The organism is Staphylococcus sp. GDY8P126P (assembly GCF_017891965.1).
GTDB lineage: Bacteria > Bacillota > Bacilli > Staphylococcales > Staphylococcaceae > Staphylococcus > Staphylococcus saprophyticus.
Genome location: NZ_JAESKG010000015.1, coordinates 25,181 through 39,126, shown reverse-complemented (window position 1 = coordinate 39,126; position 13,946 = coordinate 25,181). Strand labels below are relative to the sequence as shown.

At 31.1% G+C, this 13,946-nt stretch carries 15 protein-coding genes; 9 read left to right on the top strand and 6 right to left on the bottom strand.

From position 1 onward, the window contains the following. The first annotated feature begins 153 nt into the window (after nucleotides 1–153). Nucleotides 154–1,443: an aminotransferase class I/II-fold pyridoxal phosphate-dependent enzyme gene (locus tag KA893_RS11650; RefSeq protein WP_041079946.1), complete on the top strand. Its 1,290-nt coding sequence runs from the start codon at nucleotides 154–156 to the stop codon at nucleotides 1,441–1,443. A gap of 47 nt (nucleotides 1,444–1,490) precedes the next feature. On the opposite strand, the gene KA893_RS11645 is transcribed toward KA893_RS11650, so the two are convergent. Further along, on the bottom strand, nucleotides 1,491–1,958 hold the full coding sequence (locus KA893_RS11645; RefSeq protein ID WP_002482793.1) for a bacillithiol transferase BstA: 468 nt from the start codon (nucleotides 1,956–1,958) through the stop codon (nucleotides 1,491–1,493). A gap of 298 nt (nucleotides 1,959–2,256) precedes the next feature. Here KA893_RS11645 and KA893_RS11640 point away from each other — a divergent pair, with 298 nt between their 5' ends. Then, on the top strand, nucleotides 2,257–2,715 hold the full coding sequence (locus KA893_RS11640) for a GNAT family N-acetyltransferase (RefSeq protein WP_041079944.1): 459 nt from the start codon (nucleotides 2,257–2,259) through the stop codon (nucleotides 2,713–2,715). A 54-nt stretch (nucleotides 2,716–2,769) separates the two neighbouring features. On the opposite strand, the gene KA893_RS11635 is transcribed toward KA893_RS11640, so the two are convergent. The 4 genes from KA893_RS11635 to groES all read right to left on the bottom strand — a co-directional run bounded on the left by KA893_RS11635 (nucleotide 2,770) and on the right by groES (nucleotide 5,936). Continuing rightward, nucleotides 2,770–3,243, bottom strand: a complete 474-nt coding sequence (locus tag KA893_RS11635; protein WP_041079942.1) for a MarR family winged helix-turn-helix transcriptional regulator — start codon at nucleotides 3,241–3,243, stop codon at nucleotides 2,770–2,772. Between the two features lie 195 nt (nucleotides 3,244–3,438). After that, nucleotides 3,439–3,645, bottom strand: coding sequence for a hypothetical protein (locus KA893_RS11630; protein WP_011302733.1), 207 nt, complete (start codon nucleotides 3,643–3,645; stop codon nucleotides 3,439–3,441). Nucleotides 3,646–3,963: 318 nt separating this feature from the next. Next, nucleotides 3,964–5,586, bottom strand: a complete 1,623-nt coding sequence (gene groL / locus KA893_RS11625; RefSeq protein WP_002482790.1) for a chaperonin GroEL — start codon at nucleotides 5,584–5,586, stop codon at nucleotides 3,964–3,966. A 62-nt stretch (nucleotides 5,587–5,648) separates the two neighbouring features. Further along, nucleotides 5,649–5,936, bottom strand: coding sequence for a co-chaperone GroES (groES, locus tag KA893_RS11620; RefSeq protein WP_002482789.1), 288 nt, complete (start codon nucleotides 5,934–5,936; stop codon nucleotides 5,649–5,651). A gap of 177 nt (nucleotides 5,937–6,113) precedes the next feature. Here groES and mroQ point away from each other — a divergent pair, with 177 nt between their 5' ends. Further along, on the top strand, nucleotides 6,114–6,866 hold the full coding sequence (mroQ, locus tag KA893_RS11615) for an intramembrane glutamic endopeptidase MroQ (RefSeq protein ID WP_041079918.1): 753 nt from the start codon (nucleotides 6,114–6,116) through the stop codon (nucleotides 6,864–6,866). A 56-nt stretch (nucleotides 6,867–6,922) separates the two neighbouring features. Here the strand turns inward: mroQ and KA893_RS11610 are convergent, their stop codons facing one another. Next, the gene (locus KA893_RS11610) at nucleotides 6,923–8,539 is read right to left on the bottom strand and encodes an SdrH family protein (protein WP_348634469.1); all 1,617 of its coding nucleotides are present in this window, start codon (nucleotides 8,537–8,539) and stop codon (nucleotides 6,923–6,925) included. Between the two features lie 219 nt (nucleotides 8,540–8,758). Here KA893_RS11610 and KA893_RS11605 point away from each other — a divergent pair, with 219 nt between their 5' ends. The 6 genes from KA893_RS11605 to agrA all read left to right on the top strand — a co-directional run bounded on the left by KA893_RS11605 (nucleotide 8,759) and on the right by agrA (nucleotide 13,899). Continuing rightward, a complete protein-coding gene (locus tag KA893_RS11605; protein ID WP_069821659.1) occupies nucleotides 8,759–9,388 on the top strand; it encodes a nitroreductase family protein in 630 nt (209 codons plus the stop codon). A gap of 170 nt (nucleotides 9,389–9,558) precedes the next feature. Beyond that, a complete protein-coding gene (locus tag KA893_RS11600; RefSeq protein ID WP_011302730.1) occupies nucleotides 9,559–10,344 on the top strand; it encodes a carbon-nitrogen family hydrolase in 786 nt (261 codons plus the stop codon). A 759-nt stretch (nucleotides 10,345–11,103) separates the two neighbouring features. Next, nucleotides 11,104–11,673: an accessory gene regulator AgrB gene (locus tag KA893_RS11595; RefSeq protein ID WP_041079872.1), complete on the top strand. Its 570-nt coding sequence runs from the start codon at nucleotides 11,104–11,106 to the stop codon at nucleotides 11,671–11,673. A 2-nt stretch (nucleotides 11,674–11,675) separates the two neighbouring features. Beyond that, nucleotides 11,676–11,849 carry a cyclic lactone autoinducer peptide AgrD gene (gene agrD, locus KA893_RS11590; protein WP_069838087.1) on the top strand — a complete coding sequence of 58 codons (174 nt, stop codon included), beginning with the start codon at nucleotides 11,676–11,678 and terminating at the stop codon, nucleotides 11,847–11,849. A gap of 25 nt (nucleotides 11,850–11,874) precedes the next feature. Then, entirely contained in the window at nucleotides 11,875–13,170 is a 1,296-nt protein-coding gene (gene agrC, locus KA893_RS11585) for a quorum-sensing sensor histidine kinase AgrC (protein ID WP_041079873.1), read from the top strand. A 12-nt stretch (nucleotides 13,171–13,182) separates the two neighbouring features. Continuing rightward, on the top strand, nucleotides 13,183–13,899 hold the full coding sequence (agrA, locus tag KA893_RS11580) for a quorum-sensing response regulator AgrA (RefSeq protein ID WP_002482781.1): 717 nt from the start codon (nucleotides 13,183–13,185) through the stop codon (nucleotides 13,897–13,899). The last annotated feature ends 47 nt before the right edge of the window (nucleotides 13,900–13,946 follow it).

Sequence of the window (13,946 nt, the reverse complement as noted above, 5' to 3'; positions counted from 1 at the left end):
ATCCACATTCTAACACAAAACAGAACGTGTGTTCGTATAAATGTATAGATTTTTTAAATTTTAATTTAATATAGCCACTAAGCTTTAATTTTAAGCTATTTCAAGATAATATAAAGGTATCATTGAAAAAGTAAAAGAGAGGTTGACCCACATATGAATCCTTTAGCTTTAGATTTAAATGAACAATTATCTAAATCAAACCCTGAAATTGCAGATATGTTATCTGACCTAGGAAAATTAATGTATTATCCAAAAGGCATTTTATCTCAATCTGCTGAAGCAAAATCTACTCAATATAATGCCACAATTGGTATGGCAACATATAAGCATAGCAAGATGTATGCTGACACGCTTAATGACGTTTTTACAAACTTAGAACCAGATGAAATCTTTCCATATGCCCCACCACAAGGTATAGAATCACTACGCGATTTATGGCAGCAGAAAATGCTAAAAGAAAATCCTGATTTAAATGCAACTGATATGACAAGACCAATACTTACAAATGCGTTAACACATGGTTTATCACTCGTTGCAGATATGTTTATTGATAGTGGCGATACGATTTTATTACCAACGCACAATTGGGGAAATTATAAATTAGTTTATAGTACGAGACATAGTGCGGATATCGAAACTTATGATATTTTTGATGAGTTAGGACACTTTACGACAGAAAACTTAATTGCAACTTTAGAAAATTATACAAAAGATAAAGTGATGTTAATTTTAAATTATCCAAATAACCCAACAGGCTATACACCTACAAAAGATGAAGTAAAAACAATTGTTGAAACAATTCAAGCATTAGCTAAACGTGGTACCAATGTAATTGCTTTAGTAGATGATGCTTATTACGGCTTATTCTATGAAGATGTTTATACACAATCATTATTTACTGCACTAACAAACTTGCATTTAGATAATTTATTACCTATCAGATTAGATGGTGCAACGAAAGAGTTCTTCGCTTGGGGATTACGTGTAGGTTTTATGAGCTTTGGTGTATCCAATGAAACAACAAAACAAGTCCTAGAAGCAAAAGTTAAAGGACTAATCAGAAGTAATATATCTAGCGGACCTATGCCTTCACAAAGTGCAGTGAAATATGTATTAGAGCATCCTGAAACTTTCGACAAAGAGATTCAAGAAAATATTGATACGCTACAAGCGAGATATGAAGTTACAAAAGCAGTGGTTTATGACCCACAATATGCATCCTACTGGAAAGCTTACGACTTTAATTCTGGTTATTTCATGGCTTTAAAAGTTTATGATGTAGATCCTGAACAATTACGACTTCATCTTATCAATAACTATTCTATCGGTATCATCGCACTTAACGATACTGATATTAGAATTGCATTTAGTTGTGTTGAAAAAGATGATATTCCACATGTATTTGATTCTATTGCAAAAGCTATTGCTGAGTTACAAAAATAATATAGTTAAAAAAATGGAGCATGTCACATCAGACACGCTCCATTTTTTTATTGTTGTTGTTTAAGTACACGCGACATTTCTTCTATTTTTCCAGCGTGTAACGGAATATGAATCGCATTGAGAACTAATAATTCATTTAATGTACTACAACCAGCTATTGTTTCAGTAAGCTCTTGTTCTAATTGTTCATCTGTAAGTTTGCGAGCACGTTCAGGTAATGTTCTAATGTGTTTAAATATTTCATCAATTGTAGGTACGTCACTATCTCCCCATTTTTCAGGTGAAGAACCATATCCAAATAAATTTGTATACTTAGCAATATCAACTTCATTTTGTTCACATAATGACAATACACTTTCAAAAATCGTTAGCACATGCCCATATTGCCAGTGAATTGTATTAGGAAAAGCGTCAATTTTATCGTCTAATACCTGTTCATTACTCCAATTATCGTAACCTGATAACAGATAATTCACTCCTGAATCAAGAACCTCATACACTGTTGGTTTTGTCATAATTTAGCTCCTTTTCTTATAAAATATTAGAAACTTATCACACTTGTATAAGAACCGTTACTAATTATACCTACTTACTTTACCCAAATCGTTAAAAAATTATTCATATAACAAATGTAATTCCTTATCTTATATATTGAAATTTTATTTTCTTAATATGAACGATACGACTCATTGACACTTAATATTTGTTATATAACCAAATTTCTATACATATTTTTAATATTTGACGGAAAATAGTTAAGGTGCTAAACTATTTTTAATTTCAAAAATTCAAAAATAAAGTGAGGAATCATTAATGTATCATTTCAGAACTGTGGCTATGCGTGACTTGAATACTATTTTACAAATTGAGAATAAGGGTTTTTCATCTGAAGCCGCTTCAAAAGAAGCACTTATTAATAGAATTAATGTTATCAAAGATACATTTATCGTAGCAGAATATGATGGTGAAATCGCTGGCTATGTCAATGGTCCTGTTATTAATCAAGCTTTTATCACTGATGATTTATTTGATGAAACTACAAAGAACCCTCCCCATGGCGGCTATATCGCTATTTTAGGGCTGGTTGTAGGTGAAAGTTATAGAAACCAAGGTCTTGCAGGAAAATTATTGGATCATTTAGAACATCTTGCAATAGAACATGAACGTCAAGGTATAACATTAACTTGCAAAGCTTCTTTGATTTCTTTTTACGAACAATATGGCTATATAAATTATGGCGTTTCTGAATCAAAACATGGCGGCATACAATAGTTTAATTTGGTTAAAAATTTGGATTAATTGTAGTGTCTACTTTTAATATATAGGTTAATGATTTCGTGTATCATTTATTAAATAATTTAAGTTTTCACTTATCATGTTTAAAAAATGCTCAATGTTTTCAAAATCTTTAGTATCATATGTTTCTAGTTTTTCTAAATAAGTGTTATAAACGTTACTATCTAATGCCTGATGATATTGAAATACTTTTTCGCCTTTATCAGTTAATTCGATACTGACTTCTCTAGAACTATGTGTACTTTTATTTTTAACAACTAAGCCTTTTTGAACAAGCCTTGTTATTTTTTGTGAAGCCGCGCTTTTAGTTCTATTCATTTGTTTAGCAATTTCAGATATATTCATTACCTTATTGACACCAATCAGATTAATCATATGTGCTTCGACCATATACAATTCATCATCTGTACCATATTTTCTCGGTATATTTTCATATTGATTTAATAAGTGTGCGGTTTCATAAAGTTGGTCAATCGCTTTTAAAAAAGTTGTTTTTCTAGTCATTACGTCGCTCCTAATAATCATTTGGTTTTATTTTAACATATGAAACAATCACACCATAAGTCATTATTCAAACTAAAAACGCTTCCCAAAAGTGTAAAACTTATGGAAAGCATAAATAAAATAATACATTAAAATTTTAAAGTTAAATGATAGTTATCAATAAACATACAAAGGTTAGTTAAAAATGGATGAGTTTTACATTATTTCTACTTTTATTGATATTATATGACTAACATTTATATATCTGCCACTATCTTTTAAATAAAAATAACGATGTTTTCTAATTGCTTTTTCAAATCGTTCCAAAGCTAATCTTTCATCGATTTCTAAAACATTTTCTACATACTCGCGAAATACATTCCCATCATTCGTTTCTATTATAAAAACAAAAATTTCATTCATCTATATTCACCCTATGTAATCATTATATATATAATTATCTAACTAATTACTTTTCAATGCAACACAGACACATGCACGACATCATTTTAATTGATATTGATTTAGTATTATTGAAATACATGGACAATTATATCACAAGGATTAACCGAAAATAATCAACGTCCGTTTCAAATAACAATTAGGAAACTAAAAAGACGCTTTCCAAAGGGTTGAGTGCCCTAATGGAAAACGTCTCTAATGAATTATTTTAAATTTTTATGTCAATATGATGTTATTCATGACTTTTAAATGCCTTCAAATCAGTGTTTGAATGCTATTTTACATCATACCTGGCATGCCACCCATACCTGCTTGTGCATCATTGTTACTTTCTTCTGGAATATTAGCAACAACTGCTTCTGTAGTAAGGAACATAGCTGCCACACTTGCAGCATGTTGAAGTGATGAACGTGTCACTTTCGTTGGATCTACGATACCTGCTTCTAACATATTCACCCATTCATTTGTCGCAGCATTAAAACCAATACCTATATCAGCATTCTTTAGTCGTTCAACAATAATTGAACCTTCTAGTCCAGCATTTTCAGCAATTTGACGAACTGGTGCTTCTAAAGCTTTTAAGACAATATTAATACCAGTAGCAATGTCGCCTTCTGCTTCAATTTTAGCTACTTTTTCATAAATATTCATAAATGCAGTACCACCACCAGCTACAATACCTTCTTCAACTGCAGCTCTAGTAGAGTTTAATGCATCTTCAATACGTAATTTACGTTCTTTTAATTCTGTTTCACTTGCTGCACCAACTTTAATTACTGCAACGCCACCAGCTAATTTAGCTAAGCGCTCTTGTAATTTTTCTTTGTCAAATTCAGAATCAGTTTCTTCAATTTGAGCTTTAATTTGGCTCACACGTGCATCGATACTGTTTTGATCTCCATCACCGTCAACAACTGTTGTGTTGTCTTTCGTAATTTCAGCTTTATTTGCAGTACCTAACATATCCATAGTCGCTTCTTTTAATTCTAAACCTAAGTCATCCGTAATTACTTGTGCACCTGTTAAGATAGCTAAATCTTCTAACATTGCTTTACGACGATCGCCAAATCCTGGTGCTTTCACTGCAACAGCAGTAAATGTGCCACGCATACGGTTAAGCACGATATTAGTTAATGCATCGCCTTCAACGTCATCAGCAACAATTAAGATAGGACGATTTGATTGTACGACTTGTTCTAATAACGGTAAGATGTCTTGGAATGATGAAATCTTTTTATCAGTAATTAAAATATATGGTCTTTCAAGATCAGCGACCATTTTATCTGAGTCAGTCACCATATATGGTGATTGATAACCTCGGTCAAATTGCATACCTTCTACTACTTCTAATTCTGTATTAAAACCACTAGACTCTTCAATAGTGATGACACCATCGTTACCTACTTTTTCCATTGCTTCAGAAATGTATTTACCAATTTCTTCATCTGCAGCTGAAATAGAACCAACTTGTGCAATTTCATTTTTATTATCTACATTTTGTGAAATTTCATGTAATGCCTCAATTGCTACTTCTACAGCTTTATCAATACCTTGTCTTAAACCAACAGGATTTGCACCACTTGTTACGTTTTTCAAACCTTCTTGAATCATAGCTTGTGCTAGCACTGTTGCTGTTGTCGTACCGTCACCAGCAATTTCATTTGTTTTATTTGCTACTTCTTGAACTAGTTTCGCACCCATATTTTCATAAGGATCTTCTAATTCAATTTCTTTAGCAATTGTAACACCATCATTAGTGATGAGTGGTGATGTATATTCTTTATCTAATACAACATTACGCCCCTTAGGACCGATTGTAACTTTAACGGCATTTGCTAATTTATCTACACCTCTTAGCATTGATTGACGTGCATCTTCAGAGAATTTTAAATCTTTCGCCATATTTTATATACCTCCATGTTGTTTCTATGATAATTATTGTTTATTTTTAAAATTTTTTTATATTAAGATTCAATTATTGCTAAAATATCTTCTTCATTAACGATTAAATATGTTTCGTCTCCTCGTTTAACTTCAGTTCCAGCATATTGTTGGAATACTACTTTGTCGCCTTCGTTTACTTCAGGAGCAACACGAGAACCATCTTTTAAAATACGTCCTGCACCTACTGCAATTATCGTACCTTCGTTGGATTTCTCTTTAGCGCTATCAGTTAATACGATACCACTTTTAGTTGTTTGCTCTTGTTCTGATTTTTGAATAATTACTCGGTTACCTAATGGCTTTAACATTTTTCGTTCCTCCTCAAAAGTTTAAATGTTAGCACTTTAAGTTAATGAGTGCTAATGTACTTTCTATAATAATCAAATTTAGTCAACTTTTCAAGTTAAAACCATTATCCTCTTAATTTTGTACAAACGATGATTTTGCGATAAAATAAAGTATCATTTAATTTTTGGAGGTTCATTATGTCTCGTTTATGGGTATCCATATTGACATTAGTTATTTATGGTTTAGCACAATTTGGTGTTATTTTATTACATATGGCTGGCCTATTTAACAATCTAAGTAGCAAGGAACTTGTCTTTGCTAACATATACACACAAGTTGGTTTATTTATAATAGCTGCTATTTTAATAATTATAATCAATAACTTTATTTCTAATCCTACCCGATTAGAGCAACAAGCAAAAGAAAAGAAACGTTACGTTATTGTTTGGGCAATTGTTGGTTATTTCGTTGTTATGATTTATCAGATACTTGCAGGCATGATTAATATGTACGTATTTGGTGCACCTCAATCAAGTCCAAATACTGAGCGACTGATGAAAGTTGCACAAGAAATACCCCTATTTATCATATTAATTTCAATTGTAGGACCAATACTTGAAGAGTTTGTTTTTAGAAAAGTTATTTTTGGTGAAATTTACAATTTAATTAATGCAAATAAAACGATAAAATTTTTAATTGCTGCCATTGTAAGTTCCATCATATTTAGTGCAGCACACGCAGATCCATCATTTTTTATAATTTATTTTGGTATGGGCTTCATTTTTGCTGCATTATACGTATATACCAAACGAATTTGGGTCCCTATCTTAGTGCACATGATGCAAAATGGATTTGTTGTCATCATACAAGTACTTATTGGACCAGAAAAAATAAAAGAGCTACAAGAATCAACATCATTCATATTTAATCTTTTATTTTTAATAATGTAAATATATAAAGGGAAGTACGTATGATTCATTTAGTACGTACTTCCCTTTTATTGTTTTTATTTTAATTTGTCATTCTTGCGTCTAACAAAGTAGCCAATAACCACACCAACAAAAATAATAAGCATTGCTGTGATTAAAGCAAATAAAGTTCTTTCAAATTTCATTTGAATCGTATCACTGGCTTCTTTATCTTTCGTATGTGTCATTTCTTCATCACTACTTGTATGATATTCATATTTACCTGTAGTATTTTTATTCTCTGGTTTTTTCAAATCTGGCATAGAACCAATATCACCAGTAATCAAAGCCAATACTTGTTTATCTAAATTTTTATAATAATCTCTTGATTTCAATGGATTAAAATATTGGAATTTAAAATAATTTGTATCTTTTTGTAATTCATTTAAAAATGCATTATCCGCAAAATTTTGTTTTTTTAAAACTGCGGAAATTTCACTATCAGAAACTTGTTCTTTATTACTACCTAATTGTTTAACTTGATTTAATACAAATGGATTGTATTTAAAAGAACCGGTGGTCATTTGATTAAATCGATTCATTAATTGGTGTTCATTCGATTCCCTATTTTGGTTATTTTCTGTTGTTTGATTCATAGACGGCTGATCTATATTATTCGAATTCGAGCTATTTTCCCCATTATTTGATTGACTATTTGAATCATTTTGCGTACTTGAGCGATGTGTTCTATTTACACTGTCACGATTATTTGTTTCTGTGCTCGATGCGTTGCCAGTCTCATTACTAGATTTATTTGAATTACTTGGTGTATAAGCGTTGCCACCTGAATTATTAGGTTTCTCTGGCTTTTCAGTAGTTCCATTGCCCTTGTTTGGCTGTTCTGGCTTTCCATTTCCTTCACCATGGTTATTGGGTTTTTGTGGTTTTCCTGATCCACCACCACTGCCATTTGGTTGTTGTGGTTCTTCGCTCCCTCCACCATCTTCATTTGAGTTGTCTGGCTTACCTAATCCGCCACCACTACCGCCTGAGTGGTTCGGTTCTTCGCTTCCTCCGCCATCTTCATTTGAGTTGTCTGGCTTACCTGATCCGCCACCACTACCGCCTGAGTGGTTCGGTTCTTTGCTCCCTCCACCTTGGTTATTGGAATCCTCTGAATCTCCTGTTTCTCCATCACTGCCATCTTGATTATTTTGCTTATCTGGATCTTCTGTTGATTGTTTATCTTCTTTTCCATTTTGTTTATCTGGATCTTCGGCTGACTGTTTATCTTCTTTTCCATTTTGTTTATCTGGATCTTCGGCTGACTGTTTATCTTCTTTTCCATTTTGTTTATCTAGATCTTCGGCTGACTGTTTATCTTCTTTTTCGTTTTGTTTATTTGGATCTCCGGTTGATCGTTCTTCGTCATTCACTTCACTCGTGTTATCTGTTTGTTCAGTTGCTCTAGTTTGACTATCAGATACTTTTTGATTGCTAGGAAGTGACACATTATTAGAACGGTCTACATCACTGCTTTGATTATTTTTATTTGTATTTTTACTATTTTTAGTTAATACATCATTATCATCCTTAATAACTGATGAACTATTATTTTGCGCATTTTTATCTAATTCATTTTCTTGCTGTTCTATTGCTTGTGTCGGGTGCGCAACTATAGACGTACTTAAAGCAATAGCAAAACTTGATATCACAAATTTATGAGCATTATACCGCTTCACATCATCACCTCCATTAAAAAACAAATATATTTATGTACAGTATATAGAAAATACTATACTTTTTCATTAAAAGTTGGTTTTTGAAAGAAAATATTAATACTTTTGAAATTTTATGTAAAATCTATTTACAAATAAAGATATAATAATTATACTAGGTATATAAAATAAATTGACTTGAAGGAGATTTTTCACATGGGATTATTTACAAAAAATGCTTCAACATTAGAAACTTTTCAAAATGCAATTGAAACAAGACGTTCTATTTACAGTTTAGAAAAAGAAATTTCTATATCTGATAAAGAAGTTGAGGATATTATTGAACATGCCATTAAACATGTACCATCTTCATTTAACTCACAATCTACACGTATCGTTTTATTATTAAATGATAATCATGATAAATTTTGGGACATTACTAAAAGAGAACTTAAAAATGCAATGGGTCCAGATCGTGAATTCCAAGCAACTGCTGACAAAGTTGATAACTTCAAACATTCGCACGGTACAATTCTTTATTTTGAAGACCAAGACGTTGTTGAAGGATTACAAAATCAAATGCCAAACTATGCTGAAAACTTTGCTGTTTGGTCAACTCAAACAAATGCAATGCACCAATTTGCTGTTTGGACAGCATTAGGAATAAAAGGTATCGGAGCATCTTTACAACATTATAACCCACTGGTAGATGTTGCAGTTACAGAGGCTTTCGATATTCCTAAAACTTGGAAACTTGTTGCACAAATGCCATTTGGTAACATTCGTGACGAAGCTGGAGAAAAAGCATTCCAAGATGTTAAAGATCGTTTCTTAGTTAGAAAATAATAAATTAACCTGCGATTCATCGTTTTCTATAAAATTAACGAGGTTCGGACATAGATGATATTGTCTAACCTCGTTTTTTTTATCAAATAAATTATTCAAACAGTGCTTACTTTGAGTTATCAGAATTTTTTTAGTATATTGGGACAAACAGCTTTTAAGGGGCGATGAATATGAATATAGAAATTTTTCAATTTAAAGTAGAACCAGCAAATACAGAATTAAATGAAGAAACAATTGCTACTTGGTTTTCTAACTATGTTACATCACAAACAGATGTCGTTGTATTACCTGAAATGTGGAATAACGGATATGCCCTACCACAACTTCAAGCATTATCTGATAGCCGATTGTCTCGTAGTTACGAGTTTATTTCTAAACTTGCAATAAAGTATCAGGTTGATGTTATTGCTGGATCTGTTTCAAATGCAAAAAGTAATGAAGTATATAATACTGCCTTTGCCGTTTCAAAATACGGAAAACTTTTAAATAACTACGATAAAGTACACTTAGTACCCATGTTGAATGAACCTAGCTTTTTAAATGCAGGTAATGCTGTGCCTGAGCCATTTAATTTATCGAATGGTGCGAGAGTCACACAAATCATTTGCTACGATTTACGTTTCCCCGAATTATTACGTTATCCAGCACGTAAAGATGCACAAATTGCTTTTTATGTTGCACAATGGCCATTAGTCAGATTAGATCATTGGATTGCGCTATTAAAAGCACGTGCTATTGAAAATGATATGTATGTCATTGGATGTAATGGATGTGGAGATGATGGTCAAACGGAATACGCAGGTAATTCTATCGTCATTAATCCTAATGGCGAAATATTGTCACAATTAGGTTATAAACCTGACCACATAACTTGCGAAATTGATTTGGAGGAAGTTGACAAGCAAAGAGACACTATTCCAGTGTTTAAAAATTTACGACCACATTTATATAAATAATAAAAAACCGTGAGCTTGGGAGGGACTCACGGTTTTTGTAACTTATTATTAAGGGAATGTTTTTACAGTTATTTCTCTATCTATTTTTGGGGATGTTAGTAATTATGAAAAAATTTAGTGAATTTACCGATTTAAAATGATAAATTGAATGATGTTTACGATAGCTTACATGTTAAAACTTTAAATTGTCTCTGTTATAGACAATGTTAAAATGATATTTGAATTGAGACTGGGAATGTTCTACAAATTCAAATTAGGGATTGCTTAATTTGCTTAAGCGCGTTGTGTACCTGAAAGTATTATTTTACGAAATCACTAATTACTGCTGAGAAATGGTTTGTCACTACATCAGCCTCCTCTTGTTTGTAATCAATTAATTGAAAAAACGAGTACTAATTGTGTAACTATAACAACTATACGAAGAAAGTACAGTTACAAAGATTAGTGTGTTCATTAGACCCCTGCTCAAAAGTCTAACCAACTTCATCATTCAAACAAAAATTTCAAACAAAATTTGATTAAATGATTTGTAAAATGTAATCACTTCTTTGTGATACAAGTACATTTAACCATGATTTTTCTACTAAGAGTTAAAAATTCCCTAACTCGACAAAATTCGTGCCTAAATGTTTTTAAAAATATGATAAAATTAGTCAGATAAGATTTTCAAACAGTTAGGAATTCAAAATATACAGTTAAGCAATAAGACGCATAAAACTTAATTACAATTGTATAATACGAGTAAGGAGAGAAACCAACATGGTAAAATTTATAGATGCTAAAATAGACAATTTTGCTAAACAACTGCAACAACGAAATAACTTGGACCGTATTGAATATTTAAAGATGCGTTTAGGTATGCAAGTTGTCGTAAATAATTTCTTTAAAACAATTGTTATTTATGGTGTTTCACTCCTTTGCCATATGTTTTTATACACACTAACTGTTCATTTAACATTTTTTTTAATTAGACACTTTGCGCATGGCGCACACGCTAAGAATTCTTTACTTTGTTATATACAAAGTGTAATTTATTTTGTTTTACTACCTTGGATAGTCGGGTATGTACAAGTGTCATCTCTAATTATGTATACTTTAGCACTAGTTGGATTAATCATAATTAGTATATATGCACCTTCTGCTACTAAAAAGCAACCTATACCTGAACGACTAAGAAGAGGTAAAAAAATTAAAGCAATATGTTTAACATTAATCTTTTTATTAATTTCGCTCTTTTTAAATGAGCCCTACCAGCAATTAATGTTATTAGGTATTGTGATTATATCTATTTTGCAGTTCCCGATATTTTTCCCTAAGGAGGATTATTAATAATGAATGTTATAAAATCTATTTCAAAATCTATTTCAAAATCTATTTCAAAATCTATTTCAAATTATTTCGCTAAAGTCTTTGCTTCTATAGGTTCAATATCTACTATCAATCCTTGTTTTGGTTATACTGATGAATCTGAAATTCCAAAAGAATTAACAGATCTTTACGAATAATAGTTATGTAGAAAGTGTGTATAATATGACATTTTTTTATTCTTTGTTTTTCTCATTATTACAAGCAATTATTATATTTTACAATATGAAACTTATTAGCGGCATCCGCTATACTAAAAGGGATTTTATTTCAATTATTGGAATAATAATCCCTTCAACCATTTTGTTTTTTATTTTTTCTTCTGCATCTGTTATATTTTTATTTTTTACAAGTACAATTCTTATGTATTATAAAAACAAATTTATAGGAGTTGTTACTTCATTAATCTGTTTTTTCATTTTATACATGGCTAACTTTACAAGTTTATGGTTAAGTAGTGTGATTGTAAATGCAATTGGTATTGATAGTGTTTATATGCTATTTGTAGCTATTTCATTCACTATATTCTCCATAATTTACGCTTATATAGCAAAATTCTTTATTAAACAATTATCAGTTTCAGACTTATCGTTAAATAAAATATATTTAACATTAGTTAGCCTATTTTTATTAACTATCTTAGGTCTAATTTACTTTTATTTACCTAATAGAGAGATGTCTTTTGGTGATGCAAAATTCATTTCGATTATGTATGCAGTTGTCATTATCACCACTGCTATTCTTATCATTACAATTTCTTTTAGCATTATTCGCCAAATACAATACAAACGTAATATGCAAGAAATTGAGAATTATTATAAATACACATTACAAATTGAAAAAATTAACCATGAGATGCGCAAATTCAGACATGACTATGTCAACATCTTATCTACTTTATCTGATTTTATTAGAGAAGAAGATATGAATGGACTTAGAAAGTATTTTCGATCTGAAATACTTCCAATGCAAGATAGCATGCAAATGAATGCAATTAAAATCAATGGTCTTGAGAACTTACATATTCGAGAAATTAAAGGACTGCTAACAACAAAGATATTACAAGCACAAGAAAAAAGTATCCGTATCAGTATAGAGGTACCTGACCCAATTGAAAAAATTGAAATGTCAACGATTAATTTAAGTAGAATTATTGGTATTATACTGGATAATGCGATAGAAGCTTCAGAAAAAATTGAAGATGATCCATTGATACGTATCGCGTTTATTAAAAACGAAGATGATTCTGTTATGTTCATCGTTATGAATAAATGCGAACCAAATATGCCAAAAGTTCATACCCTTTTCCAAGAAAACTTTTCTACAAAAGGAAAGAATCGTGGTCTCGGTTTATCTACTCTGAAGGAATTGACGGATTCCACAACAAATGTTTTATTAGATACAACCATTGATAATAACTACTTTATCCAAAAGGTAGAAATTTTAAATTCTGATTCATAAGGATGTGTAACTGTGAAAATATTCATTTGTGAAGATGATGAAAGACAACGTGAGCACATGGTTTCTATTATTAATAACTACATCATGATTGAAGAAAAGCCAATGGAAATCGAAGTTGCCACTGCTGATCCTTATGACATCTTAGAACGCTCTAAGAACCTCAATGATATTGGGTGTTATTTTTTAGATATTCAGCTTGAAGCTGATATTAATGGTATCAAACTTGCTAGTGAGATTCGTAAACATGATCCTGTAGGTAATATCATCTTTGTTACAAGTCACAGTGAGTTAACTTACCTAACATTTGTCTATAAGGTAGCCGCGATGGATTTCATTTTTAAAGATGATCCAGATGAATTAAAATCAAGAATTATTGACTGTCTTGAAACTTCAGAATCAAGATTGAAGCTTCTTTCAAAAGAAAGTAGTGTTGAAACAATTGAATTAAAACGTGGAAGTAATTCGATTTATGTCCAATATGATGATGTTATGTTCTTTGAATCATCTACTAAATCGCATCGATTGATTGCACATCTTGATAATCGTCAAATTGAGTTTTATGGCAATTTAAAAGAATTAGATCAACTTGATGAGCGATTTTTCAGATGTCATAATAGCTTTGTCGTCAATAGACACAATATAGATTCTATTGACTCTAAGTCACGTGTTGTCTATTTTAAAAATAATGAACATTGCTATGCATCTGTTAGAAATGTCAAAAAAATATAATATACATAAAAAAGCCAAACCAATAGTCATTACTGACAAATGGTTTG

Coding starts and splice junctions, on each gene's coding strand:
- KA893_RS11650 (WP_041079946.1), top strand. CDS start 154: ATGAATCCTTTAGCTTTAGATTTAAATGAACAATTATCTAAATCAAAC.
- KA893_RS11645 (WP_002482793.1), bottom strand. CDS start 1,958: ATGACAAAACCAACAGTGTATGAGGTTCTTGATTCAGGAGTGAATTAT.
- KA893_RS11640 (WP_041079944.1), top strand. CDS start 2,257: ATGTATCATTTCAGAACTGTGGCTATGCGTGACTTGAATACTATTTTA.
- KA893_RS11635 (WP_041079942.1), bottom strand. CDS start 3,243: ATGACTAGAAAAACAACTTTTTTAAAAGCGATTGACCAACTTTATGAA.
- KA893_RS11630 (WP_011302733.1), bottom strand. CDS start 3,645: ATGAATGAAATTTTTGTTTTTATAATAGAAACGAATGATGGGAATGTA.
- groL (WP_002482790.1), bottom strand. CDS start 5,586: ATGGCGAAAGATTTAAAATTCTCTGAAGATGCACGTCAATCAATGCTA.
- groES (WP_002482789.1), bottom strand. CDS start 5,936: ATGTTAAAGCCATTAGGTAACCGAGTAATTATTCAAAAATCAGAACAA.
- mroQ (WP_041079918.1), top strand. CDS start 6,114: ATGTCTCGTTTATGGGTATCCATATTGACATTAGTTATTTATGGTTTA.
- KA893_RS11605 (WP_069821659.1), top strand. CDS start 8,759: ATGGGATTATTTACAAAAAATGCTTCAACATTAGAAACTTTTCAAAAT.
- KA893_RS11600 (WP_011302730.1), top strand. CDS start 9,559: ATGAATATAGAAATTTTTCAATTTAAAGTAGAACCAGCAAATACAGAA.
- KA893_RS11595 (WP_041079872.1), top strand. CDS start 11,104: ATGGTAAAATTTATAGATGCTAAAATAGACAATTTTGCTAAACAACTG.
- agrD (WP_069838087.1), top strand. CDS start 11,676: ATGAATGTTATAAAATCTATTTCAAAATCTATTTCAAAATCTATTTCA.
- agrC (WP_041079873.1), top strand. CDS start 11,875: ATGACATTTTTTTATTCTTTGTTTTTCTCATTATTACAAGCAATTATT.